The sequence below is a fragment of the Serratia sp. D1N4 genome (assembly GCF_054552755.1).
On record NZ_CM137274.1, the window covers coordinates 2,338,851 to 2,362,233 of the forward strand.

Annotated in this window: 21 protein-coding genes and 2 pseudogenes; 10 read left to right on the plus strand and 13 right to left on the minus strand. The window is 48.3% G+C overall.

Annotated features, from left to right (window positions below; genetic code table 11):
* Window positions 1-438 precede the first annotated feature (438 nt).
* The 4 genes and pseudogenes from ACX1CU_RS10100 to pth all read right to left on the minus strand — a co-directional run bounded on the left by ACX1CU_RS10100 (window position 439) and on the right by pth (window position 5,104).
* Window positions 439-1,135: pseudogene (locus tag ACX1CU_RS10100) on the minus strand (IS1 family transposase).
* A gap of 538 nt (window positions 1,136-1,673) precedes the next feature.
* A pseudogene (locus ACX1CU_RS10105) lies at window positions 1,674-2,063 on the minus strand (Arm DNA-binding domain-containing protein); the annotation flags it as partial.
* A gap of 258 nt (window positions 2,064-2,321) precedes the next feature.
* Window positions 2,322-3,413 carry a redox-regulated ATPase YchF gene (gene ychF, locus ACX1CU_RS10110; RefSeq protein WP_459402423.1) on the minus strand — a complete coding sequence of 364 codons (1,092 nt, stop codon included), beginning with the start codon at window positions 3,411-3,413 and terminating at the stop codon, window positions 2,322-2,324.
* A 1,100-nt stretch (window positions 3,414-4,513) separates the two neighbouring features.
* A complete protein-coding gene (pth, locus tag ACX1CU_RS10115; protein ID WP_459402424.1) occupies window positions 4,514-5,104 on the minus strand; it encodes an aminoacyl-tRNA hydrolase in 591 nt (196 codons plus the stop codon).
* Between the two features lie 301 nt (window positions 5,105-5,405).
* Here pth and ychH point away from each other — a divergent pair, with 301 nt between their 5' ends.
* Window positions 5,406-5,687 (plus strand): stress-induced protein YchH, encoded by a 282-nt coding sequence (gene ychH, locus ACX1CU_RS10120; protein ID WP_459402425.1) that lies wholly within the window; start codon window positions 5,406-5,408, stop codon window positions 5,685-5,687.
* A gap of 147 nt (window positions 5,688-5,834) precedes the next feature.
* Here ychH and prs read toward each other — a convergent pair whose 3' ends face one another.
* The 3 genes from prs to lolB all read right to left on the minus strand — a co-directional run bounded on the left by prs (window position 5,835) and on the right by lolB (window position 8,442).
* Window positions 5,835-6,782 carry a ribose-phosphate diphosphokinase gene (prs, locus tag ACX1CU_RS10125; RefSeq protein ID WP_095996084.1) on the minus strand — a complete coding sequence of 316 codons (948 nt, stop codon included), beginning with the start codon at window positions 6,780-6,782 and terminating at the stop codon, window positions 5,835-5,837.
* Between the two features lie 173 nt (window positions 6,783-6,955).
* A complete protein-coding gene (ispE, locus tag ACX1CU_RS10130) occupies window positions 6,956-7,822 on the minus strand; it encodes a 4-(cytidine 5'-diphospho)-2-C-methyl-D-erythritol kinase (RefSeq protein WP_459402426.1) in 867 nt (288 codons plus the stop codon).
* Window positions 7,819-8,442: a lipoprotein insertase outer membrane protein LolB gene (lolB, locus tag ACX1CU_RS10135; RefSeq protein ID WP_459402427.1), complete on the minus strand. Its 624-nt coding sequence runs from the start codon at window positions 8,440-8,442 to the stop codon at window positions 7,819-7,821. The genes ispE and lolB overlap by 4 nt, the downstream gene beginning before the upstream one ends.
* A gap of 232 nt (window positions 8,443-8,674) precedes the next feature.
* On the opposite strand from lolB, the gene hemA reads away from it, so the two are divergent.
* The 6 genes from hemA to kdsA are packed head-to-tail and all read left to right on the plus strand — an operon-like array spanning window position 8,675 to window position 13,988.
* Window positions 8,675-9,931, plus strand: a complete 1,257-nt coding sequence (gene hemA / locus ACX1CU_RS10140; protein ID WP_459402428.1) for a glutamyl-tRNA reductase — start codon at window positions 8,675-8,677, stop codon at window positions 9,929-9,931.
* A 37-nt stretch (window positions 9,932-9,968) separates the two neighbouring features.
* Complete coding sequence (gene prfA / locus ACX1CU_RS10145; RefSeq protein WP_459402429.1) at window positions 9,969-11,054, plus strand: peptide chain release factor 1; 1,086 nt, start codon at window positions 9,969-9,971, stop codon at window positions 11,052-11,054.
* Window positions 11,054-11,887 (plus strand): peptide chain release factor N(5)-glutamine methyltransferase, encoded by an 834-nt coding sequence (gene prmC, locus ACX1CU_RS10150; RefSeq protein WP_459402430.1) that lies wholly within the window; start codon window positions 11,054-11,056, stop codon window positions 11,885-11,887. The genes prfA and prmC overlap by 1 nt, the downstream gene beginning before the upstream one ends.
* 16 nt (window positions 11,888-11,903) lie before the next feature.
* Window positions 11,904-12,302 (plus strand): SirB2 family protein, encoded by a 399-nt coding sequence (locus ACX1CU_RS10155; protein WP_459402431.1) that lies wholly within the window; start codon window positions 11,904-11,906, stop codon window positions 12,300-12,302.
* Window positions 12,299-13,108, plus strand: coding sequence for an invasion regulator SirB1 (gene sirB1 / locus ACX1CU_RS10160; RefSeq protein WP_459402432.1), 810 nt, complete (start codon window positions 12,299-12,301; stop codon window positions 13,106-13,108). Before ACX1CU_RS10155 ends, sirB1 begins: the two co-directional genes overlap by 4 nt.
* 25 nt (window positions 13,109-13,133) lie before the next feature.
* A complete protein-coding gene (gene kdsA, locus ACX1CU_RS10165; RefSeq protein WP_459402433.1) occupies window positions 13,134-13,988 on the plus strand; it encodes a 3-deoxy-8-phosphooctulonate synthase in 855 nt (284 codons plus the stop codon).
* A gap of 64 nt (window positions 13,989-14,052) precedes the next feature.
* Here kdsA and dauA read toward each other — a convergent pair whose 3' ends face one another.
* Window positions 14,053-15,744, minus strand: coding sequence for a C4-dicarboxylic acid transporter DauA (gene dauA, locus ACX1CU_RS10170; protein ID WP_459402434.1), 1,692 nt, complete (start codon window positions 15,742-15,744; stop codon window positions 14,053-14,055).
* Between the two features lie 202 nt (window positions 15,745-15,946).
* A complete protein-coding gene (locus tag ACX1CU_RS10175) occupies window positions 15,947-16,432 on the minus strand; it encodes a heme-degrading domain-containing protein (RefSeq protein WP_459402435.1) in 486 nt (161 codons plus the stop codon).
* A gap of 190 nt (window positions 16,433-16,622) precedes the next feature.
* Between ACX1CU_RS10175 and ACX1CU_RS10180 the strand changes: the two genes are divergently transcribed.
* Together ACX1CU_RS10180 and ACX1CU_RS10185 are read left to right on the plus strand one after the other, a co-directional pair.
* Entirely contained in the window at window positions 16,623-17,720 is a 1,098-nt protein-coding gene (locus ACX1CU_RS10180) for a GGDEF domain-containing protein (protein ID WP_459402772.1), read from the plus strand.
* Window positions 17,721-17,831: 111 nt separating this feature from the next.
* On the plus strand, window positions 17,832-18,371 hold the full coding sequence (locus tag ACX1CU_RS10185; RefSeq protein WP_459402436.1) for a DUF2058 domain-containing protein: 540 nt from the start codon (window positions 17,832-17,834) through the stop codon (window positions 18,369-18,371).
* Window positions 18,372-18,485: 114 nt separating this feature from the next.
* Here the strand turns inward: ACX1CU_RS10185 and ACX1CU_RS10190 are convergent, their stop codons facing one another.
* A complete protein-coding gene (locus ACX1CU_RS10190; RefSeq protein WP_459402437.1) occupies window positions 18,486-19,184 on the minus strand; it encodes an RluA family pseudouridine synthase in 699 nt (232 codons plus the stop codon).
* A gap of 338 nt (window positions 19,185-19,522) precedes the next feature.
* Between ACX1CU_RS10190 and ACX1CU_RS10195 the strand changes: the two genes are divergently transcribed.
* The gene (locus ACX1CU_RS10195; RefSeq protein ID WP_459402438.1) at window positions 19,523-20,269 is read left to right on the plus strand and encodes a DUF2971 domain-containing protein; all 747 of its coding nucleotides are present in this window, start codon (window positions 19,523-19,525) and stop codon (window positions 20,267-20,269) included.
* Between the two features lie 279 nt (window positions 20,270-20,548).
* Here the strand turns inward: ACX1CU_RS10195 and ACX1CU_RS10200 are convergent, their stop codons facing one another.
* The 3 genes from ACX1CU_RS10200 to ACX1CU_RS10210 form a co-directional block, all read right to left on the minus strand.
* Window positions 20,549-22,525 carry an ORC-CDC6 family AAA ATPase gene (locus ACX1CU_RS10200; protein WP_459402439.1) on the minus strand — a complete coding sequence of 659 codons (1,977 nt, stop codon included), beginning with the start codon at window positions 22,523-22,525 and terminating at the stop codon, window positions 20,549-20,551.
* A gap of 262 nt (window positions 22,526-22,787) precedes the next feature.
* The gene (locus ACX1CU_RS10205) at window positions 22,788-23,024 is read right to left on the minus strand and encodes a hypothetical protein (RefSeq protein WP_459402440.1); all 237 of its coding nucleotides are present in this window, start codon (window positions 23,022-23,024) and stop codon (window positions 22,788-22,790) included.
* Entirely contained in the window at window positions 23,024-23,314 is a 291-nt protein-coding gene (locus ACX1CU_RS10210; protein WP_459402441.1) for a hypothetical protein, read from the minus strand. The genes ACX1CU_RS10205 and ACX1CU_RS10210 overlap by 1 nt, the downstream gene beginning before the upstream one ends.
* Window positions 23,315-23,383: the final 69 nt, after the last annotated feature.

A 23,383-nucleotide genomic window follows, 5' to 3' on the forward strand; every position in this document is an offset into this window, starting at 1 on the left:
TTTCCCTGCAACCGTAAAGGAATAATTTATTAATCTCAAGTTTACATTATGCTTACTGTACTTAAAAGCTCCCCCCTAGAGCGCCGTCCCAAAATCCCACACCCGCTAAATCAGAATCTCAGTATAATAAACACTCGGAGTATCAACCAAAGGACAAGATATAACTTTTATTCTTACTCCTGTGGAGGGGAGCTTCATGAGCTTAATTTTAAGCTCTCATTTAACCTCACCATACTGATAGCTTAATTAACCCGAACACTAAAACCAACTATATAACAGCGCCTAAGTTCAGTGAGAGGTATTCATCAATAATGGATGTATGTGATAGTGGAGGTGTTTCTCTCTGCATTATCCCTACTAGAGCTTCAACCTGATTGATACTTAATGATCTCCCATCAGCAGTGTTTATACTATCTAGTTTTCGGTCGTGACGCAGATTTATTGATAATGATGAATAGTAAAATACCAACCGATAATCTTATCGTGCATTTCCTCTGACTTCGAAAAGCAAATTGTTCTGCGGGTCAGTCGCTTGATATGTGTGCGAAGATTAAGATTATGCCGTTCTATCCTTTGGGTATATTTCTTGCTCACCACGTGGCTGGTTGCGCTCAACAGAACCTTATAAACCGGCCAGGCATCTGTCATATAGAAGGCAATATTAAATTTGCTTAGCAGGGCCAGCAATCGTTGCAGAGTCGAGGCATTTCTCGGGCCGAAGACGTGGGCCAGAGCACGTTTGCGGATACGGTCATAAGCGTAGAACAACCACCGGGGATTGGCTTTACCCGCACGTAAGACCACTGTTCATCGGCTTCACAGCAGATAATGACTTCCGCTTTGGGGTCGATATTATCAGTTACCTGTTTTGGCGAAATTTTTTTAAGTGTCGCAGAACCGTGTTGAGGCTGATGCCGAGAACCCGTGCGGTATCGCGACACCCGGAACCGTTCATCGCCATATTAACAATGGCTTGGTGTGTGTCTGGTTTGGCACCGGAATAGCTAAAGTTGAGCTGAAAGGTCTTTGAGCAGAGCTTGCAGATGTAACGTTGGGCACCGGATGCTGAATGTCCGTTACATCGTACACCCTAGGTTTCATTGCACTGAGGGCAGACGACATCAACTTTTGCCATGAATTATATCCAAAGTGCGGAGCATACGCGATCAGCAAGTCTGCGTCACGACCAGGATTGGTGTAAGAGGTTTTAGCCATGCTCCATGTATATGTGTTACCACCGTTACTAGGCAATGCTTTGTATTGTCTCAGGATGAAATCAATTTCAGGATTGCCACTTAAAGGTATTATTACATTTTCCATAAAATGTCCTTTTAGATGTAAAAACTAAAAATTTCATTTGTGTATTTCTACTTTTACTTAATAAAACCTCTTCATATCATCAGTAGATATCCTGAAGCTGTATCGATATTACGACTGGAGCGGGAAATGTACGAGCCGATATTGTTAATCCCTTGCTGTACTGACAGACACTTTTAATCTATATTTATTACTGCAGTTACTCTTATAGTTAACCTAAAAATCAAAGTCAAAAAAATTTACAACTTTAAGTTCTTACTTAAAAATATTAAGGAAAACTTATAAGTCACAATGTTGTAGGGGGACCAAACACATTCTCCCGAAAAGCGCCGTCTGCTTCGGAAAGAGATGCTGCTACCTGTTAAACCATAAAGCGTTCTGAGCATTTTGACAGCTTGAGGGGGAAGGGGAATAACATGTTCTCGCCGGGCTTTCATTCGAGTTGCCGAGATGGACCATAGTGCTTTTTCTAAGTCGAATTCCGACCATTCCGCTTCTGTGACTTCTGCGGGGCGTGCCAACGTCCACAACATTAACCTTGCGGATTTTGTCTAACTGACGTGCTTGTGTGAGTTTATTCCCTCCATGACCTGTTTACGTGCCTGCTCACATTTTTCTCACGCTTCGACAAGTTTCACTGCCGGATATTCGCCCAGCGCAAACATGCTGGATTTGTCGCTGAGTTTAAACCGATAACGCTATGCTTTCTTGCCGTTGGGTTTAACTTCTAGGTATAGGTCATTGATTCGATTGGGTTTTTATTTCGGTTTGACAGTGCGACATTGTGTATCAGTGAGCATAACGTATTATTGTATTTTTTTTATACCGTTGCTGTACTCACCTAAAACGGAGATGGGAACTGATTGTACCCACCTGTGTACTCATTGTTCACTGCGCTTTCATGAAAGCACGTGAGATGACATAAAAACAAAAATCCACACAACTGTGTGGATTTTATAAGGTTTATCAGTCTTTATGACTCGCCATGAGACGAGTGAAACTATTTAGACGTTAAACAGGAAGTTCATCACGTCACCATCTTTAACGATGTAATCCTTACCTTCTGAGCGCATTTTCCCAGCTTCTTTGGCGCCTTGTTCACCTTTATAGGTGATGAAGTCTTCAAAAGCGATGGTCTGCGCACGGATAAAGCCTTTTTCAAAATCGGTGTGGATTTTGCCTGCGGCCTGCGGTGCGGTCGCGCCAACGGGAATAGTCCAGGCACGCACTTCTTTTACGCCAGCGGTGAAGTAGGTTTGCAGATTCAACAACTCGTAGCCTGCGCGGATCACCCGGTTCAGACCGGGTTCTTCTAACCCTAGTTCTGCCATGAATTCGGCACGGTCTTCATCGTCCAGTTCGGCGATGTCAGACTCAACAGCGGCACAAACCGCCACCACGACTGAACCTTCCGCAGCCGCGATTTCACGCACTTTATCCAGGTACGGGTTATTCTCGAAACCGTCTTCGTTGACGTTAGCGATGTACATGGTGGGTTTCAGCGTGAGGAAACTCAGGTAGCGGATAGCGGCTTTATCTTCAGCGCTCAGATCCAGCGCGCGCAACATGCCAGCATTTTCCAGCTGTGGCAGGCATTTTTCCAAGGCGGCCAGTTCGGCTTTGGCATCTTTATCGCCGCCTTTAGCCTTCTTCTGCACACGATGGATTGCGCGTTCGCAGGTCTCAAGGTCAGAGAGTGCCAGTTCAGTATTGATTACCTCAATATCGTCGGCAGGGTCAACTCGGTTATTCACATGGATAATGTTGTCGTTTTCAAAACAGCGCACCACATGGCCGATCGCTTCAGTTTCGCGGATGTTGGTCAGGAACTGGTTACCCAAACCTTCACCTTTGGATGCCCCTTTGACCAAACCTGCAATATCAACGAACTCCATGGTGGTTGGCAGAATACGCTGAGGTTTGACGATCTCAGCCAACTGATCCAGACGCGAATCAGGCATCGGCACCACACCGGTGTTAGGCTCAATGGTACAGAACGGGAAGTTGGCTGCTTCAATACCCGCTTTGGTCAACGCATTGAATAGGGTGGATTTGCCTACGTTAGGCAGACCGACGATACCGCATTTGAATCCCATGTTTATATCACCTTAAATATCTTAACTATCAACAGGTTAGTTTTAACCTGCTGCATAAATGGCAAAGTTATCTCACTATTATACACGTAATGCGTGGTTATCTCGATCTGACAGTTGCCTTGCGTGTTGCCCAAGGTGGTCAAAACCGGGATGATGCTGTGTATAGAATGAGCAATTAAGGATCTTGGCAACAAGATATAGCGTATTCACTAGAATAGTTTCATTTTAAATAGATGTTTTAATGTGCAGTATGGTTTCATTATTCTTAGGATGCATTGTGCTAATTCTGACCTGATATTATCAAGTCAGGATATTCTGTAATGAAACGTTAAAGAGTAATCATTTGATACTGTTATCGGAACATTAATTAATACTTAAGTTAATAAGACTTTCAAGGTGATTGGCCGACATTGATTCTAATTTGCCAGGTAAGATAAGGTGATGTCTTTTGAAGTGGCGATAAGTTAATAAATTGTTGCGGCTCTTCATCGGCGGAGTCATCTGGGTAGAGCGGGAGTTGGCTATCGGTAAGGCTTGCAGTCTCCTGAATGAAATCACACAGGATTATTTTTAATCAAAATTAAGAACTATCCTGTAGAAATATAGGCTAATATTAAAACTAGCCTATACTTTAATCAGTGATAAGTAATTATACAGTTTAAAGTTAAGATGTTTCTTGTTCGACTGAGAAGTTTCTTAATTGCATTTGGTTGGGGAGCTTAATGATTGTAAATTTATGTGTTAGTGTTGTTGATATAATTTTTTTCAGATAATATCCGCGTATTATTTTTTTGATATATTTATATCCAAGGGAGAACACTATTCAATGAACGGAGTCTATGCGTTTCTAGCACCGATACTCTTATTGCTGTCAGTCATATCATTTGTTATCCATTTTCGTAACGAACGGAAAAAGACTTTGATTGAGCGGCCTTTTCATGCGGCAAGAGAAAGTGGGAAAGAGAGTTCCATCGCGGGTGTTACGGTACACAGTGGTGGGCAGGTCGTACAGTCGTACTGTGAACAGAGTAAGTTGTGCCGTTTTTGCCCGATGAGAAAGTGAGCCAAATGAGTGAGAATGCCCCCATCTGGCCCAACTTTCAATGACCTGCCTTAAAGGCATGCAATCGGTTCATTGCTTTTGTCATGCCTTCCTGCAACAAAATCTCCGTACAACGCAGTGACTCATCGATAGCATCATCAATCAGCGTTTGCTCTGTTGCGGGCGGCTTGCCAAGCACGAATCCTACGACTTTGTTTCTGTCGCCAGGATGGCCGATACCAATACGTAAACGGTAAAAGTTCGGGGTGTTGCCCAGCTTGCTCTGGATATCCTTCAGGCCGTTATGACCGCCATTGCTGCCACCCAGCTTGAGCTTCGCCACACCTGGCGGCAGATCCAGCTCATCGTGGGCGACCAGAATCTCCTCCGGTTGGATACGATAAAAGGTTGCGATGGCTGCGACGGCCTTACCGCTGAGATTCATAAAGGTGGTAGGGACCAGCAGGCGAACATCGTTGCCTGCTAGATTCAAGCGGGCGGTATAGCCGAAGAATTTGCTCTCTTCCTTCAACGGTTGGTTGTGGCGTTGTGCCAGTAGATCGACATACCACGCGCCGGCATTGTGCCGCGTCTGGGCATACTCTGCGCCCGGATTCGCCAGGCCAACAATCAATTTGATACTGCTCACGAGAGATTCACTATGATCGAGATAATGGAAAGGGCGATAGTTTACCTGTCGGCACGCAGAATGACAAAAGCCCTGACCGTGCCGAAGCTGTATTGGCTGAAAAACGAATAATACATTAGAGAAATCATTCAGTTTGTTAGCTAATTTTTAGCATAACGTAAAGGTTTGTCAGTGTTTATTTGCCATTTGTGACCACTAGCGCAATACCCTTTCTCTATGCATGCCTATACTTAACTTATCGAAGTGGGTTAACAGTTTGTGCGTTATCCCGAATTGGTACATGACGCGATGGAGGTGGCATATGAAACGTAAAAACGCTGGCTTAATGGGCAACGTTTTAATGGGACTGGGAATGGTGGTGATGGTCGTTGGTGTCGGATACTCCATTCTGGCTGAAGTGTCACAACTCAATCTGCCGCAGTTCTTTGCTCACGGTGCCGTTATGAGTATTTTCATCGGTGCGTTGTTGTGGTTGGCCGGGGCACGTATTGGCGGGCGTGAACAGGTTGCCGATCGTTACTGGTGGGTCAAACATTTTGATAAACGCTGCAAGAATAATAACCAGCATCGTTCATCACATTGATCAACCTTTTCCAATGATGCAGGCTTTAGGCTATGTTGCATAACAAGTAAAAAACCCGTTGTTGCGGATAGCTTCAACGGGTTTTCTGCTTTCTGCTGTTCTTAATCGACTGATGCGGCGCAGTGGTTGGCTGCGCCGTGCAGAGGATTAATGCTCAAACATGGCAGAAATTGACTCTTCATTACTGATACGGCGGATGGCTTCAGCCAACATACCGGACAGGGTCAGAGTACGTACGTTTTTCAGCGCTTTGATTTCTGCCGACAACGGAATGGTGTCGCAGACGATCACTTCATCAATTACCGAGTGCTTGATGTTTTCCACGGCGTTACCGGAGAAGATCGGGTGCGTCGCGTAGGCAAATACGCGCTTGGCACCGCGTTCTTTCAACGCTTCAGCCGCTTTACACAAAGTACCACCGGTATCGATCATATCGTCAACCAGCACACAGTCACGGCCTGCAACGTCACCGATGATATGCATCACTTGAGAAACGTTTGCGCGTGGGCGACGTTTATCAATGATGGCCATATCGGTATCGTTCAGCAGTTTGGCAATAGCGCGGGCGCGCACTACGCCACCGATATCTGGGGAAACCACAATCGGGTTCACCAGATTCTGTTGCAGCATGTCTTCCAGCAGGATCGGGCTACCGAATACGTTATCTACCGGGACATCGAAGAAGCCTTGGATCTGCTCAGCATGCAGATCCACTGTCAGTACGCGGTCAACCCCTACACTGGAGAGGAAATCAGCTACAACTTTGGCCGTGATTGGCACGCGGGCGGAACGCACACGGCGATCCTGGCGGGCATAACCGAAGTAAGGGATAACAGCAGTAATACGACCTGCGGAGGCGCGACGCAGGGCATCGACCATAACAACCAGTTCCATCAGGTTGTCGTTAGTCGGTGCACAGGTGGACTGGATGATGAAAATATCACCGCCGCGTACGTTTTCGTTGATTTGCACGCTCACTTCGCCGTCGCTAAAACGACCTACAGCGGCGTCACCAAGGCTGGTGTACAAACGGTTGGCAATACGTTGTGCTAGTTCCGGGGTGGCGTTACCAGCAAAAAGCTTCATATCAGGCACGAGAAGAACCTCAGGCTTGCGTCCAGAGAAGATATTGTCATACGGTCTTCACCAAGGGGCAGTTGGCGACACCGACGCAATAACCATACGGGTATGTAAAACTAAATTGAACCGCAGGCAGCGCCGAGATGGCAGGGTCAAATATAAACGACCTTGCGCAGCGAAACGTTGAGCTACGACTCAGACTGCCCTGAACGGATGCGATGTAGTGGCGATATGTTAACACCACGCGCTACAAATCCACGCAACCAGGCCGGGGCTTGATTTAACACCTGAAGGGCGGCGGGCTCGGAGTCGAATTCTGCAAACACACAAGCACCTGTGCCGGTCAGGCGTGACGGCGCGTATTGTAACAGCCATGAAAGAAGCTGTTCAACCTCGCGAAAACGTTTTCTTGCAATCGGTTCGCAATCATTTGCGTAAGGAGCCTGTAATAGGGCACTTAGCGAGCGAATCGGGGTGTTTCTTTTTAATTCCGGGTCGGCAAAAATAACCGGTGTGGGGATGCTGACGCCGGGATGAGCCACCAAATACCACTTTTCTGCCGGATCGGCCGGTTGCAGTTGTTCGCCGATGCCTTCGGCAAATGCCGCATGCCCGCGTACAAACACCGGCACATCGGCGCCAAGAGTCAGCCCCAATTCTGCCAGTTGCTCGTCATGCAAACCGCATTGCCACAGTTCGTTCAGTGCGATCAGCACCGTGGCGGCGTTGGACGAGCCGCCTCCCAGCCCACCGCCCATCGGTAGACGCTTTTCAATGCTGATATCAGCGCCACGCGGCGGGGTGCTAATTGCGTGAGCCGCGCAGTAGTCCTGCAACAAACGGGCGGCACGCACGATCAGGTTTTGTTCGTTCGGCACCCCGGCAACCGGCGTCAGCAAGTGGATGCTGTCGTCCTGGCGCGGCTCGATGGTCAAGGTGTCGCCATAATCCAAAAACTGGAACAGCGTTTGCAACTGATGGTAGCCGTCAGCACGACGGCCAGTGATATACAGAAACAGATTAAGCTTTGCCGGAGAGGGCCATTGGCGAATCATTTCAGCGTCCAATTATCCATTTTCAGCTTGATGCGCTGGTCGCCTTGTTGCAGTTCGAGGCGGCTTGGCAACGGCGGTTGCTGGTCGGTGTTGTAATCCTGATACGTTACCACCCAGGTGAGAGCACCCTGCTGATAGGTCAGCTTGCTCAGGCGATATTGATCGTCGAGGGTGAAATCGGTGGCTTCTCCCGGCAGACCCAGCATCCATTGGCGCAGGTTGTTCAAGGGAATCGCCATCCCGGTCAGTTTGCGGATCATCTCTTCCGCATCGTTGCTGGTATAGCGTTTACCCTGGCTATCGCTCAACTGGACCACTTCCTTCTGCACGTTAAGCTCCAGTTCCGTGCTGCCCAGCGGATTGGTCAGCAATAAACGGTAGCGTTCGGGGGAATATTGCTGCCAGAAGAAGCGGGCGTAGACTTTTTTCTGATCGGACAGATAGGCGAAAGCACCACGGGTCTGATATTGGCTGAGTTGCTGCACGGCCTGTTCGTGGGCACGCCACTGTGGTGAAGTGGGGCTGGTTGCCGGGCCGCTGGGCTTGGTGAGGGTACAGGCGGTCAGCAGCAGGCTGGCCAATGGGAGCAGGCGAAGCAAATTAACTTTGCGGATAGGCATAACTTTTTGTTGTCCTTTTGTCCTTACGGGCACGTACGACGAAACCTTTTATTTGCTACTCACGTTCACGGGGAACCCCCGGCGTCGACAATGTTACTCAACATCTCGCAGCAAGGAAATAACTATACCAGCGATTAGGGGGAAGATGCGGTTGTTACTTTTATTGATGTCGTGCATCAAGTAGAATGCCAATCAACGAAAACCCGTACCAACAGAAGTATTACTCGAAGCAATGACCCTGCTTGCGTTAGGTATTAATCACAAAACCGCACCGGTTTCTCTGCGAGAACGGGTAACCTTCTCTCCAGAGTCAATCGAACAAGCGCTTAATAGCTTGCTCCAACAGCCGTTGGTGCGAGGCGGTGTTGTATTGTCTACCTGCAACCGTACCGAGCTGTATCTCAGCGTGGAACAGCAGGAACACCTGCACGAACAGTTGGTTAACTGGCTATGCGAATATCACCATCTGCGCCCTGAGGAAGTCACTAAAAGCCTGTATTGGCACCAGGGTAACGAGGCCGTCAGCCATTTGATGCGCGTCGCCAGCGGGTTGGATTCCTTGGTATTGGGTGAACCGCAAATTCTGGGGCAGGTCAAAAAAGCCTTTGCTGAGTCACAACGTGGCCAGTCGCTGTCTGGCGAGCTTGAACGACTGTTCCAAAAAACCTTCTCCGTTGCCAAACGCGTCCGTACTGAAACCGACATCGGTGCTAGTGCCGTCTCGGTCGCTTTTGCCGCCTGTAGCTTGGCGCGCCAGATTTTCGAATCTCTAGCTGAACTGAATGTGTTGCTGGTGGGGGCGGGTGAAACCATTGAACTGGTGGCACGCCATCTGCGTGAGCACAACGTAAAACACATGATTATTGCCAACCGCACCCGCGAACGCGCTCAATTGTTGGCGAAAGAGGTGGGTGCGGAAGTGATCACCTTGCCGGAAATCGACGAACGCCTGGCGGATGCGGACATCATTATCAGCTCTACCGCCAGCCCGCTGCCGATAATCGGCAAAGGTATGGTGGAACGTGCGCTGAAAGCGCGCCGCAATCAGCCAATGCTGCTGGTGGATATTGCGGTACCTCGTGATATCGAGCCGGAAGTCGGCAAGCTGGCAAACGCCTATCTGTACAGCGTGGACGATCTGCACGCCATCATTCAGAACAACCTGGCGCAGCGCCAGGCGGCAGCGGTGCAGGCTGAGTCGATCGTTCAGCAGGAAAGCATCAATTTTATGGCCTGGCTGCGCTCGCAGGGCGCGACAGAAACCATCCGCGACTACCGTTCGCAGGCCGAACAGGTCCGGGTAGAAATGGAATCGAAAGCGCTGGCTGCCATTGCGCAGGGTGCTGATGTTGAGTTGGTTATTCAGGAACTGGCTCGCAAGCTGACCAATCGTCTTATTCATGCCCCTACCAAATCCCTCCAACAAGCCGCCAGCGATGGCGACATGGAGCGGTTGCAAATTTTACGCGACAGCCTCGGGCTGGATTAGCTTAGTTCTCTCTTATTAACAGGGTTTAAAACCACGCATGAAGCCTTCTATTGTTGCCAAACTGGAAGCGTTACAAGAGCGCCATGAAGAAGTACAGGCGCTGCTCGGTGATGCCGGGGTTATTGCCGATCAGGATCGGTTTCGCGGGCTGTCGCGTGAATACGCACAGTTGACCGATGTTAGCCGCTGTTTCTTGGAATGGCGTCAGGTGCAGGACGATCTCGAAGCGGCAGAAATGATGCTGGACGATCCTGAAATGCGCGAAATGGCACAGGAAGAACTGAAACAGGCCAAAGCGGCGACGGAAGAGCTGGAACAGCAGTTGCAAGTATTGCTGTTGCCGAAAGATCCTGACGACGAGCGCGGTTGCTTCCTCGAAGTGCGCGCCGGTACCGGTGGCGACGAAGCGGCCATTTTCGCCGGCGATCTGTTCCGCATGTACAGCCGTTACGCTGAAATGCGCCGCTGGCGGGTGGAGATCATGAGTGCCAACGAAGGTGAGCACGGTGGTTACAAAGAGGTGATCGCCAAAGTTTCTGGCGACGGGGTTTACGGCCAGTTGAAGTTTGAATCGGGTGGGCATCGCGTGCAACGCGTGCCGGAAACCGAGTCGCAGGGCCGTATTCATACCTCTGCCTGCACCGTGGCGGTGATGCCAGAAATACCGGAGGCCGAACTGCCGGATATTAGCCCGAGCGATCTGCGTATTGATACTTTCCGTTCATCCGGTGCCGGTGGTCAGCACGTTAACACCACCGATTCGGCGATCCGTATTACCCACTTGCCGACCGGTATTGTGGTGGAGTGCCAGGACGAGCGTTCACAGCACAAGAACAAAGCCAAAGCGATGTCGGTGCTGGGTGCGCGCATCCGTGCTGCCGAAATGGCCAAGCGCCAGCAGGCAGAAGCCTCGACGCGTCGCAACCTGCTTGGCACTGGCGATCGTTCCGATCGCAACCGCACCTATAACTTCCCGCAGGGGCGCGTGACCGATCACCGCATCAACCTGACGCTTTATCGCCTGGATGAAGTGATGGAAGGCAAATTGGATATGCTGATTCAGCCGATCGTGCAGGAATATCAAGCCGATCAGTTGGCTGCGCTTTCGGCAGAGCCTGAGTAATGGATTATCAAACCTGGCTGAAAACCGCGGTTGTCCGCTTGGCTGCGAGCGAAAGCGCCAGGCGTGATGCGGAAATCCTGTTGGGTTTTGTTACCGGCCGTGCCCGCACGTTCCTGATGGCGTTTGGTGAAACCTTGCTGACGCCACAGCAAACCGAACAATTAGCCACGCTGCTGGCCCGCCGCGAGCGTGGTGAACCGGTGGCCTATCTGGTGGGCGAGCGTGAATTCTGGTCGCTGCCGCTCTCGGTTTCGCCAGCTACCCTGATCCCGCGTCCAGATACCGAATGCCTGGTGGAGTTAGCACTACAGCGTTTACCCGCTGAGCCGTGCGCGATCCTCGATCTCGGCACCGGCACTGGCGCGATTGCACTGGCGTTGGCCAGCGAACGCCCAAATTGCCAGGTAACGGGTATCGATCTGCAGCCCGACGCCGTTGCGCTGGCGCAGCATAATGCGCAGAAACTGGCGATCGGTAATGCACATTTCAGGCAGGGCAGTTGGTTTACGCCGGTTGCCGGGCAGCAGTTTGCGCTGATCGCCAGTAACCCGCCTTATATTGATGCCGCCGATCCCCACCTGGCGCAGGGCGATGTGCGTTTTGAGCCGAGCAGCGCGCTGGTTGCCGCTCAGCACGGGCTGGCGGATCTGGCAACGATCGTGCAGCATGCGCCGGGCTATTTGCAGCCGCAGGGCTGGCTATTGCTGGAACATGGTTGGCAGCAGGGGGAAAGCGTGCGTGCGTTACTCAAGGAAGCAGGATTTAGGGCTATTGAAACCTGCCGCGATTATGGCGGCAACGATCGTGTGACTCTAGGCCAAAAATCACAATAAGAATTAAGGAAGCACCATGGCAGCTTATATGGCGTTAAAACACCTGCATTTGTTGACGGTAGTCACCAGTATTATCTTGTTTGTACTGCGATTCTTCTGGAAATGGCGCGACTCGGCTATGATGCAGAAGCGTTGGGTGAAGATAACGCCCCATGTCAACGACACGCTGCTGTTCCTGACCGGGATTGCGTTGGTGGTAATGTTCAAATTTTACCCCCTGTTGAGCATGGACTCATGGCTGACCGAGAAGCTGTTTGGCGTTATCATCTATATCCTGCTTGGCTACGTCGCATTGGGCAAGAAAACCAAGGGTTGGACTCAGCGCACGTTGGCGTTTGTTCTGGCACTGGGTTGTCTGTACCTGATAATTAAACTTGCCACGACGAAAATACCGTTTCTGATGGGATACCTATGAGTAGCATTGCTGATTTCGAATTTAACACCTCACCGTTGAGTGACGGCGTGATCCAGGTGTCACAGGCCATCCGGCGCGATTTCCCTGCTGCTGACGTGGCGCGCAGGTTGCAGCAACTGGCCGATGAAGCACGCGCGGCTATTCCGGACGATCTCAACCAGGAGCAGCAACTGGATGCGCTCATTGAGCTGTTTTTCAAAACCTGGGGCTTTGGTGGTGCCAGCGGCGTTTATCGTCTGTCCGATGCCATTTGGCTGGATAAAGTCTTGGACGCACGGCAGGGCACACCGGTTTCATTAGGCACGATTTTCCTGTACATCGCGCAACAAATTGACATCCCGCTGATGCCGGTGATTTTCCCCACGCAGTTAATCCTGCGCGCCGACTGGCTGGATGAAGAAATGTGGTTAATCAACCCGCTGAACGGTGAAACGTTGAACGAACATCAGTTGGAAGTGTGGATCAAGGGCAACTTGGGCCTGGGCGCTGAGCTGGAAGATGACGACCTGGATGAGTCAGAAAACATTCAGGTGGTGCGCAAGATGCTGGATACGCTGAAAGCAGCCCTGATGGAAGAGAAGCAGATGGAACTGGCGCTGCGAGCCAGCGAAGCCGTGTTGAGCTTTGATCCGGACGACCCTTATGAAATCCGCGATCGCGGGCTGATCTACGCGCAGTTGGAGTGCAACCATATCGCGATTTCCGATCTTAACTATTTTGTTGAACAGTGCCCTGAAGACCCGATCAGTGAAGTGATTAAAATCCAGATCCACGCGATTGAACTGAAGCAGGTTACGCTGCATTAATTAATTCCGAAATAAAGGCGCAAGCATGAAACAGAAAGTAATTAGCATTGGTGACATCAAGGTAGCGAACGACCTGCCGTTTGTGCTGTTTGGCGGTATGAACGTGCTCGAATCACGCGATTTGGCAATGCGCATCTGCGAACACTACGTCACCGTGACGCAAAAACTGGGTATTCCTTACGTTTTCAAAGCGTCATTTGATAAAGCCAACCGTTCTTCCATCCACTCCTATCGTGGCCCAGGCTTGGAAGAGGGGATGAGAATCTTCCAAGAAATCAAAAGCACCTTCGGCGTGAAAGTGATCACCGACGTGCACGAAGTTGCGCAGGCGAAGCCGGTTGCTGAAGTGGTTGATGTGATTCAGTTACCTGCCTTCCTGGCGCGCCAGACCGATTTGGTTGAAGCCATGGCCAAAACCGGCGCGGTGATTAACGTCAAAAAACCCCAGTTCGTCAGCCCTGGTCAGATGGGCAATATCGTCGATAAGTTTAAAGAAGGCGGTAACGATCAGGTGATCCTGTGCGATCGCGGCAGCAACTTTGGTTACGACAATCTGGTGGTCGACATGCTGGGCATCAACGTGATGAAGAACGTGACCGGTGGTCATCCGGTGATCTTCGACGTGACCCACGCGTTGCAAACCCGCGATCCGTTCGGTGCCGCTTCCGGCGGCCGCCGTGCGCAGGTAACCGAACTGGCGCGTGCCGGTATGGCGGTAGGTTTGGCGGGGCTGTTCATCGAAGCTCACCCAGAACCGAACAGCGCCAAGTGTGACGGCCCGTCTGCGTTGCCGCTGGATAAGCTGGAACCCTTCCTGATGCAGATGAAAGCCATTGACGAACTGGTGAAGAACTTCCCAGAGCTGGATACCAGCAATTAAGTCGAGGGTTGTGCATTAAGAAAAGAGGCCCGGCAACTCATGTTGTCGGGCCTTTCTGTTTATTTTATTGGGCACTGAGCGCGGTTAGGGCTTCCGGCAGCGTCGGGTAGAAATGCAATTTCCCGTCGATGGGCTGCATGCGGGCGCGTGCTAATGTTTTCAGCGGTTGGAATGGAATATCGGTGATTGCCAACTGTTTACCGGCGGGCAGGGTATCAATATAGCGTTGCAGAGCGTTCAGCCCGCCAGCATCCAGCACCGGTACCGCATCCCACTGCAACACAATGGTGTGATAACCCTCGCTGCGTAACAGTAATTCGCTGAAGATACGTTCAGCGGCGGCGAAGAACAGCGGGCCGTTGACGCGCATCACCAGAATGCCATTTTCTGCACTCAGCTCACTCAAACGCGTCATGCGCGCAATGCGCCGCATAAACAGCAGCGAAGCCAGTACGATACCGACGGTAATGGCGATCACCATATCGAACAGCACAGTCAGTGACATACACAGCATCATCACCAGAATGTCGTCTTTCGGTGCCCGGCGCAGCAGGTAAACCACCTTGTGCGCTTCACTCATATTCCACGCGACCATCAGCAGCAACGCGGCCATGGCGGCAAGCGGCAGATAAGACAGCCATGGAGCAAGCACCAATAATGCCAGCAGCACCAGCAGCGAGTGAATGATGGCAGAGATCGGCGATGTTGCCCCCGCCCGCACGTTGGCGGCTGAGCGGGCAATGGCTGCCGTGGCGGTAATGCCGCCAAAGAACGGCGCGATAATGTTGCCCGCCCCCTGACCAATCAGCTCGGTATTGGAGTTGTGCTTTTTACCGGTCATGCCATCCAGCACCACGGCGCATAACAGCGATTCGATAGCACCGAGCATCGCCATGGAGAACGCAGCGGGCAACAGCGCGGAAAGCAGATGCCAACTCAGCTCTATTTGTTTGCCACCGCTGGCGGGGAGATCCCAGGGTAATACCAGTTGCGGAAGAATCGGCGGGATCCCTTGGCCTTGGCTACCGTCGGCCAGTTGGAAGCTGAAACGGGAACCAATGGTGGCGACTTGATGGTCAAACAGCGCCAAGATTGCCATCAGCGCGGTCCCCGCCAGCAGTGCGGGCAGGTGGCCGGGCACCCGCAGCCCCAACTTTGGCCAGAGGATCAAGAGCAACAGGGTGACAACGCCAATCAGCGTATCACCGAAATCGAAGCTGGGCAGCGCGTGTAGCAGTGCGTACAGCTTGCCGACGTAAGTTTCCGGCATTTCCGCCACAGCCAAGCCAAAAAAGTCTTTCACCTGCATGGTGGCAATAGTGATGGCGATCCCAGAGGTGAAACCGAGCGTGACCGACAGCGGGATATACTCAATCAGCCGGCCAAGGCGCGCCAACCCCATCAGCAGCAGGAACAGGCCAGAAATCATGGTGGCAATCAACAGGCCAGAAAGCCCGAACTGCTGCGAAACGGGGTATAAAATGACGACAAATGCGGCGGTAGGGCCGGAGACGCTATAGCGTGAACCACCGCCGACGGCAATCACGATCCCGGCAATCGCCGAAGTGTAAAGCCCGTACTGTGGCGGAACACCGCTGGCAATCGCCAGCGCCATCGCCAGCGGAATGGCGATAATACCGACGGTTACCCCGGCAATGGCATCTTTCAGCAAACGTTGAAGCGTGTAGGGTTCTCGCCAGCAGGCATCAATCAGCGCACTAAAAGGACGAATGCCGTTAATTTCGTGAGTTTTCATCTAAGTTGCAAACCAAATCTAGAAAAGAGAAAGGAATGGCGGGCCAGATGAGGTCCGTCTCGAATAACTGAGAGATATCATACTCCTTTCTGTGTAAGGATACTTAGACCTGTATCAATGCGCCATAATTGCGGCAATGGGCAACCCGCTCAGACCGGGGGTTACCGGCCTGAGTTGATAGGATAAGTGAGGTTTTTAGCGCTTAGTGCATCGCTGGCAGGGATAAGCCGAGAAACTGCGCCAGAGTGTCTACCAGCAGATTATGATCTTCGTGCTGCGGTGAGCCGGAGAGGGCGATCGTACCGATGCAGCCAACGCCGGCCAGCCGGATCGGGAATGCGCCGCCATAGGCCGCATAGTCACGAACGCTGAGGCCATAGCGTTCCTCCAGCGAGACCTGGCGCTGTTGCAGGCGCAGGCCAACGGCATAGGAACTTTTATGGAAGTGGTTAACCACATTGCGTTTGCGGCGTACCCAGTCGGCATTATCCGGCGTGGTGCCTTGCATGGCGTAATAAAACAGCGTTTGCCCGGCAAGTTGGATCTCAATAGCGATAGCCAGATGGTGCTGTTCGGCCGCCGCTTTCAGTGCCATCCCTAATTCCCACGCGGCTGCGTGATCGAAATGGTGAAAGGTTAATGCCGTTTCCTGCATGGCCAATGCGTGTAAATCGTCTTCAATACTCATGACATTTCCCCTTAGCAAGATTAATAACAGACTAGCCTGATCTGAGGGATTGTTATAGACAGCCTTATCATAACTTAGCACTGCTGAGCTATTATTAACCTGAGCATGATGTCAGTGACCGGAGTGGGTGAGGCAAGGATCTGTTGATACGAATCACCCTGCTGAATCTCTGGGGGTATGCTGAATGTTTATGACCTATATCGCGTCAATTTCCTCTTTCTATAGTGATGTCTGCATCACCTATGCCACCTTGTCGCTGAGCTATTTTGCCCTGAGCAAGAATGCACCGTTTTCTTACCAGTCTGAATGGTGGAAACGCATACTATTTGGGTTAATTGCCGGTTTGGCGGTACTTTATCTGAATCAGCAGCGGCTCCAGTTTGCTGCTGGTGTTTATTATAGTTTTGGCATGATCCCGATGATTCTCGCCATCTTTTTTGGCGGCGGTGTGAGTGGGTTGGCATGCTTTCTGGTCAGCTTCATTTCTACCGGCGGTTTTACGCTCGATAATCTGTTTATTGCTTCGGTTATCTTGCCGCTGTTGTTCTCTGCCGTATGGCGAAAAAAATCGCATCGGATTTTTTATCTCACCATCGGCATGATTGTGCTATATCGCATTGCCGTGGTCAGCACACAAACCCACTCCCGCGAATTATGGCCGAATATCCTGCTTTATCAGGCGGCTTTCGCGCTCTGTCTGATCATTTGCTACCATGCCTTGAGTTTTAACGAGCGTCATATCCAGGCGTTCTTTTCAATGCGTAATAAAGCGACCATAGATAGCCTTACTCGCATTAATAACCGTGCCAGCATCGATCAAAAAATGATGATGCTACAGACGCAGCGCCAAGCTTGTGGCTTGATGATGCTGGATTTGGATAATTTTAAGAAGGTGAATGATACCTACGGCCATCTGGCGGGGGACCAGGTATTGACCGGCATTGGCCGTATTCTGCAAGACAGTGTCCGCAACGAGGATTTCGTTGGGCGCTATGGCGGTGAGGAGTTTATCGTTATCACTTCCAGCTATGAACCGTTGCAGGTTAATGCGGTGGCGGAGCGTATTCACAGCAAGGTTGAAAATTCCTGCTTCAAAACAGAGGAGGGGAAAGAGATCCGCCTGACTATTTCTATCGGCACGTCGCTGTTTTTGCCTGGAATGACGATTGAAAAAGCCATAGAAATGGCCGACGAGGCACTGTATGCCGCCAAGCGTGGCGGCAAGAATCGAGTGATGAGTAGCAGGTTGACGTCGTTGGCTGCGGTGAGCGGCAGTTTAAGGCAGTGATGGGGGGATGCTTTATGCCGCTTGCTGAGATGTATTCGTTCATGCTGCTACTACAGCCTCAAAAATTACAGGTATAATCCCACACATTATTCAACGGGTTTAGAAACGAAGATGACAAAACTTACCTTGCAAGAACAGATGCTGAAAGCTGGATTAGTGAGCAGCAAGAAAATGGCCAAAGTCCAAAGAACGGCTAAAAAATCACGGGTTCAGGCTCGTGAGGCAAGAGAGGCCGTGGAAGAAAATAAAAAAGCACAGCTTGAGCGTGATAAACAGCTCAATGAGCAACAAAAACAAGCTGCTTTATCTAAAGAATATAAAGCTCAGGTGAAGCAGCTTATTGAAATGAACCGAGTCGTCATTTCAAGGGGGGATATTGATTTTAACTTCACCGATAATAATTTAATTAAAAAAATAGTGGTCGATAAGCCTACTCAAGCTCAGCTGATTAGTGGCCGTCTCGCCATTGCTCGTTTGGTTGTTGATAACAGTGGCATGAGCCAATATGCCATCATCCCCGCGAGCGTCGCCGATAAAATTGCGCAGCGAGATGCGAACAGTATTGTACTAAATAGTGCGCTTAGTCAGGAAGAGCAAGATGAAGAAGATCCGTATGCCGACTTTAAAGTGCCTGATGATTTGATGTGGTAATGAATGCTTTCAGATGCCCGATTTTACGATCAAAGGCATCTGATTAAGCGTTTGCGTATGCACTTTGGCACCACGCCGGGCAACTGCGCGGCGGTATTATTGATACTTGCGCTTTCAGAATGGGCTGGGATTACGTGCTCTGATTTGTTCTCCGCTGATGGGATGAACAAAATGCAGCTCACTGGCGTGCAGCATCAGCCGTGGCGTCTTTTCGGTACCCGGCAACAGGCGGCCGCCATACAGATCACAGCCTAAAATAGGGTGGCCCAACTGCTGGCAGTGAATGCGGAGTTGGTGGGTGCGCCCGGTTTCTGGGGTTAGCTGTACCCGCGTCAACGGCAGTAACGCCCCATCTTCCAACTCATGGTAAAAGCGCTCCACCACCCGATAGCCGGAGCGAGCGGGCTTGCCGTGGATTGCGCAAATCGACATCAGCGGGAACAGCGCCGGGTCTTTGGCAATCGCTGCGTCTATCACGCCTTCGTTATCGCCCAGATGCCCGCAGAGCAGTGCACTGTAAACTTTGGTCACAGTGCGTTGGCTGAACTGTTGGCAGAGGGCGGCATTGATAGCCTTATTGCGGGCAATCACCATCAGCCCGGAAGTACCAAAATCCAGGCGATGGACCAGGGTGCAGCCGGGGAATATCTGTACCAGCCGATGATGCACCGAATCCAGATTTTGCGGGTTTTTCCCCGAAAGGCTGAGCAACCCGGCGGGTTTATTGATAAGCGCCAGGTGATCGTCCTGATAGAGCGTTTCTATCTCGTCATGGCACGGCGGGGCAATAAAGGTATCGAAAATCGTAGACATCAAGCTGCCCGGATAAAGAGTGGGAGCGGATGATAACGAATTTTCAGCCATCGGGTGTTATTTTCTTCTGATATCGGGTAGCGGGCAGCAAAGTGTTCGTTGCTCGCTTATGGCTGTTTGGTGATGCTGTTGTGGGCGGCGTTGTGCCAGTAGAGGACATTATTAACTTAACTCAAAAGGACTAATGTACTACGACAATGAACTCAGTTCGTATGCTTGAAGAATGTAAGTCTAAATGCATTTTTTCCATGAGAGGCCTCATAATACTTTGATTTTAATGATAGATTTAGTACTGGTATTTCAGATGCTAAAGTTGCATTATTGATAATGAAGACAATATGAGAACGCTAGTGATACATCCTGAAATTACATCTCTATTCAAATATTGCCCTATTGGTAAGAATCAGTTGAGTGCTCTTGCGCAACGGAAAATTTGGTACTCAAAACCGGCAGAATTTAATGATCCTTTTGACACCAAATTTAATGTGAGAGGAAAGAAGTATGTATTCGAACAGGAAATGAACTCTCAAAAATCATCTGCTATTTTTCATGAAGACATGTCTGACGCGATGGTTTTCAGCAAAAGATCTCTTGACGAACTTTTGCGTAACTTCGAGAAAGGTATAGAAAAGTTAGGTGTTCTTTCATTATCAAGTAGTAATAAAAACTTACTGATGTGGTCGCATTATGCTTCTGAACATAAAGGTATGTGCTTAGAATTTGAACGTCTTCATAATACAGCCTTAGCAGACAATGAAAAAAACAAACCCATGAGTTACAATGATAATTATCCTTCGATAAATGCGACTTCAATTTTAAATAAAGAACATACATTATCTAATAAAATAAGAATATTACATTCAAAATCTAAACATTGGGAATACGAACAGGAGTGGAGGCATATAGTTGAGCAAGGTAATAAGTTACATCCTTGGCCAGCTGCTTTAACTTCGGTCTATTTTGGATGTAAGGTAGATATGTCAGATATACATTTGGTTAAAAGTATCATACCTGACTCAAATGTTAAATACTACAAAGGTAATTTGCATAGCGACAAATTCGATATTTATTTTAAATCGGTATAATCGCTTAAGAATATACCCATATTCACTGATTGTAGCCTGTGAGTAATTCACAGCTCATTTCAGACAGTGATCAACCTATGAACTGGTTAGTGCCAGAAGAGGACTTGTATATTAAATAACGTTAAATTGGATGAGCGCTGTGGTCTGAAAATTCTTATGGGTTTTCAAAAAAAAACAAGATACGGGCTTAACTATACTTTAAAAACGATTGGTAGCCTTCTACTTTATTAACGATTATATAGTGGCATTAACTTCTTTTTGTAAATGCCACTTTCTTTATCAAAACGCTGGGGCTTTTTCTCCAAAATACTGATACCAATAATCTTTCCAGCTAGAACGCAAAGCGAATTGCGGATTCCTACCATTTTCGTGGAACTCTAACCATGGAAGGTCCAGGATATTATCCTTTCTAAGTTCTCTTGACATATTGTTAGTTGCTATTTTGGGTCTATTCACATCAATAACAATATGATCATTTATTATTTTCGTCAACTCCACAGCATGACTTCTCTCGAAACCTCTTGCCTTTCTTAATGCCAATGCCACCATGATTATAGGGATGTAAATTGTTCCAGCTATTTTTAATGAGCCAATATTTTTTGGGATTGAATTTATTATTCTACTATCAATAGGCTTTTCTACACTTTTATGTTTCCCATTATTAATAGGAAGCTGCAGATCCTCACTTGACGTCACCAAATTTAACCTTAATTGATGAATATTTTCGAAATCTAAAATTGAATTTTTTACTGACCTATAGTCTGACTTTGGTATTTCAATGTACTTTAATTCATCATTTTCATCTGATTCAATTATTAAGCCTAAAGGAGCAGAACTTGATGACATAAGCTCTACATAACAGCCATAATCAAGAGTGTAAAGCGTATGTTTTTTTCCTATTGCATTTCGAGCCGAAACACCTTGTTTTAATACGTGAATAACGCGCATGTCATAAAGATAATCAATCAGTGTGTTATGGTTTTCATTACTTATTAAGAAGCCTCTTGTTTTCCTATGGCCAATGACTTCATTTATTATTTTATCAAGTAATACGACGGCTTCAGGTTTGCTATTTAGGGCGGTATGTTTATTTACTTGAAACCATTTCTGCGCAGACTTCCGGACATGTACAATTGAAATTTTATTTTCCATAGCCGATTGTGCAGCAAGTGAAATGATATTTATAGCATCACGTGGGACTCCTTCCACAGCGCGGACATACTCATCAAATGCTGATGGTTGAGTAAAAACATCATTGATAAATAAACTTGCCTCAACGTCACATATTGAATTTTTATCTATTGCCTGGGCATGTTTATGAAGAAGGTTTTTGAAAAAAGTCTTAGCAGCATCGCGATCATTATCAAAAACCATATACTCATCTAAGTTAATAACGGAAGATGCGTCAGAACCAAGCTCAATCCCCACACGAACGCCAGTATCTTGATCATTTAGCAAAAAATTACATCGATGAGCTATTGCGGCTATTTTTACTGTGATACCAGAGATAGGATATAGAATTCTACGTAGAAGCTCTGCAAGATAAGGTTGGAGGTCCATTGGAACCTCAGACCACTCATCAATTAACACCCACAATTCCTTTCTAGGTAATTTTGAAACTATATTACTAAGTAGCTTGGTGATTTCTCCAAAGTGAATCCTTAATGTTTTCTTTCCTGATGTTTTTGATCTCTCAGTATTATCTAATGATATTTTATCTGAACGTGTAAAGTTGGCAGATATGCTGTTATTAGTTACCCCAATACCTAACGAAGAATTCGTGGAACTATGGTTTGCCGAACCTCTTTCTTCCTCTGAGGTACCTTCGATATTTAATGAGGTTGCCTTATCAATAAAATCATTAAGTAATTGTGCTATTTCAGTCGTGTTTACAAGATCTTTTTCAAAAATATACTCTAGGATCGTTTCATGGATAGTACACAACGTGTCAGAAAGTAATCTGGTGGCCCTTTCACTTAATGATATATTTGGGTCAGAAAAAATCCCTCCAGTAGAACCTATCAACCTCATATCTATAGGAGCGCAAATGATTCCATTTTGTTGAATGTTGTTACAAAGAACAGCTAAGAAATGCGTTTTTCCCGTACCTCTTCTACCAAACATTATCTGATTGTCGTTACTGGACAATAAGGTATATGTGGGTCCGACATCAACAAAGGATCTGATCAGATGGTCTGGCTGAAGTTTCTCTGCCCTCTTGGCAAGTCTCATCAAAATTGAATTTATATTTCGCATAGTAGTCCATTCGATTTTGTCATTTGAAAAGATTATGAAGAAGATAAATAAACTATTATCTAATAAAATAGTACCGCAATACTATCTAATGTCAAAGAGATAATCATGCAACCTCAACATTATCACCTGAAGTAGATAAACAACCAACAGGCCTGTAATGCTGCATCAAGATTATCATGACCTGCTTCTATTTGAGCAACAAACATAGCCTTGATAAGGTCCTAAACATTGAGAATGTCCGCTCCTCGCTCTGAGTTGAACTTCACCAGAACCAACGTCGTTTGGATTTTTGCCAGGATCCCTGCCAAAGGTCAAAATACTTTAGTTGTTCAAGTTTATGTAAAACAATATCTTCACCCACGGATGAGATACTTTTCTCAGGTATTGAAATACCAAATAGGCCTTCTGCAATCGGGAAAATCTCACATTCTAACGTAAGTGACCCTAAAGCTTTTTCAATCTTCTTACGATCAGCTTTTACAATTAACTGGAGTCCCATCAGCGTTTAAACTCCACAATAGCTACCAGTTCAAGCGCTTGGTTGATTTGGGCTAAGACTGCGTCAGGGATTGATTGTCCTCTGATGTCATAGACGACCCGACAGCTTCGAATGTGCGGTGGAAGCTGGGATTGCCCGTAGGATATTCTGGCAAGATTATATTCAATACTGAATTGTATAGATTCTGCGGATTCCAGGCTGTGGTTGGCTATAAGGATAAACTCACCGCGTTCTTCATTTATAAATTCCGGGGTAAACATCACACCTCCATTTTTTACCTTCGCCAGCATCTACTTTCTCAATCGCTCACCATGAGTCGTGAAGCGCTATTAAACATGTATCACGTGAACCATACTAAT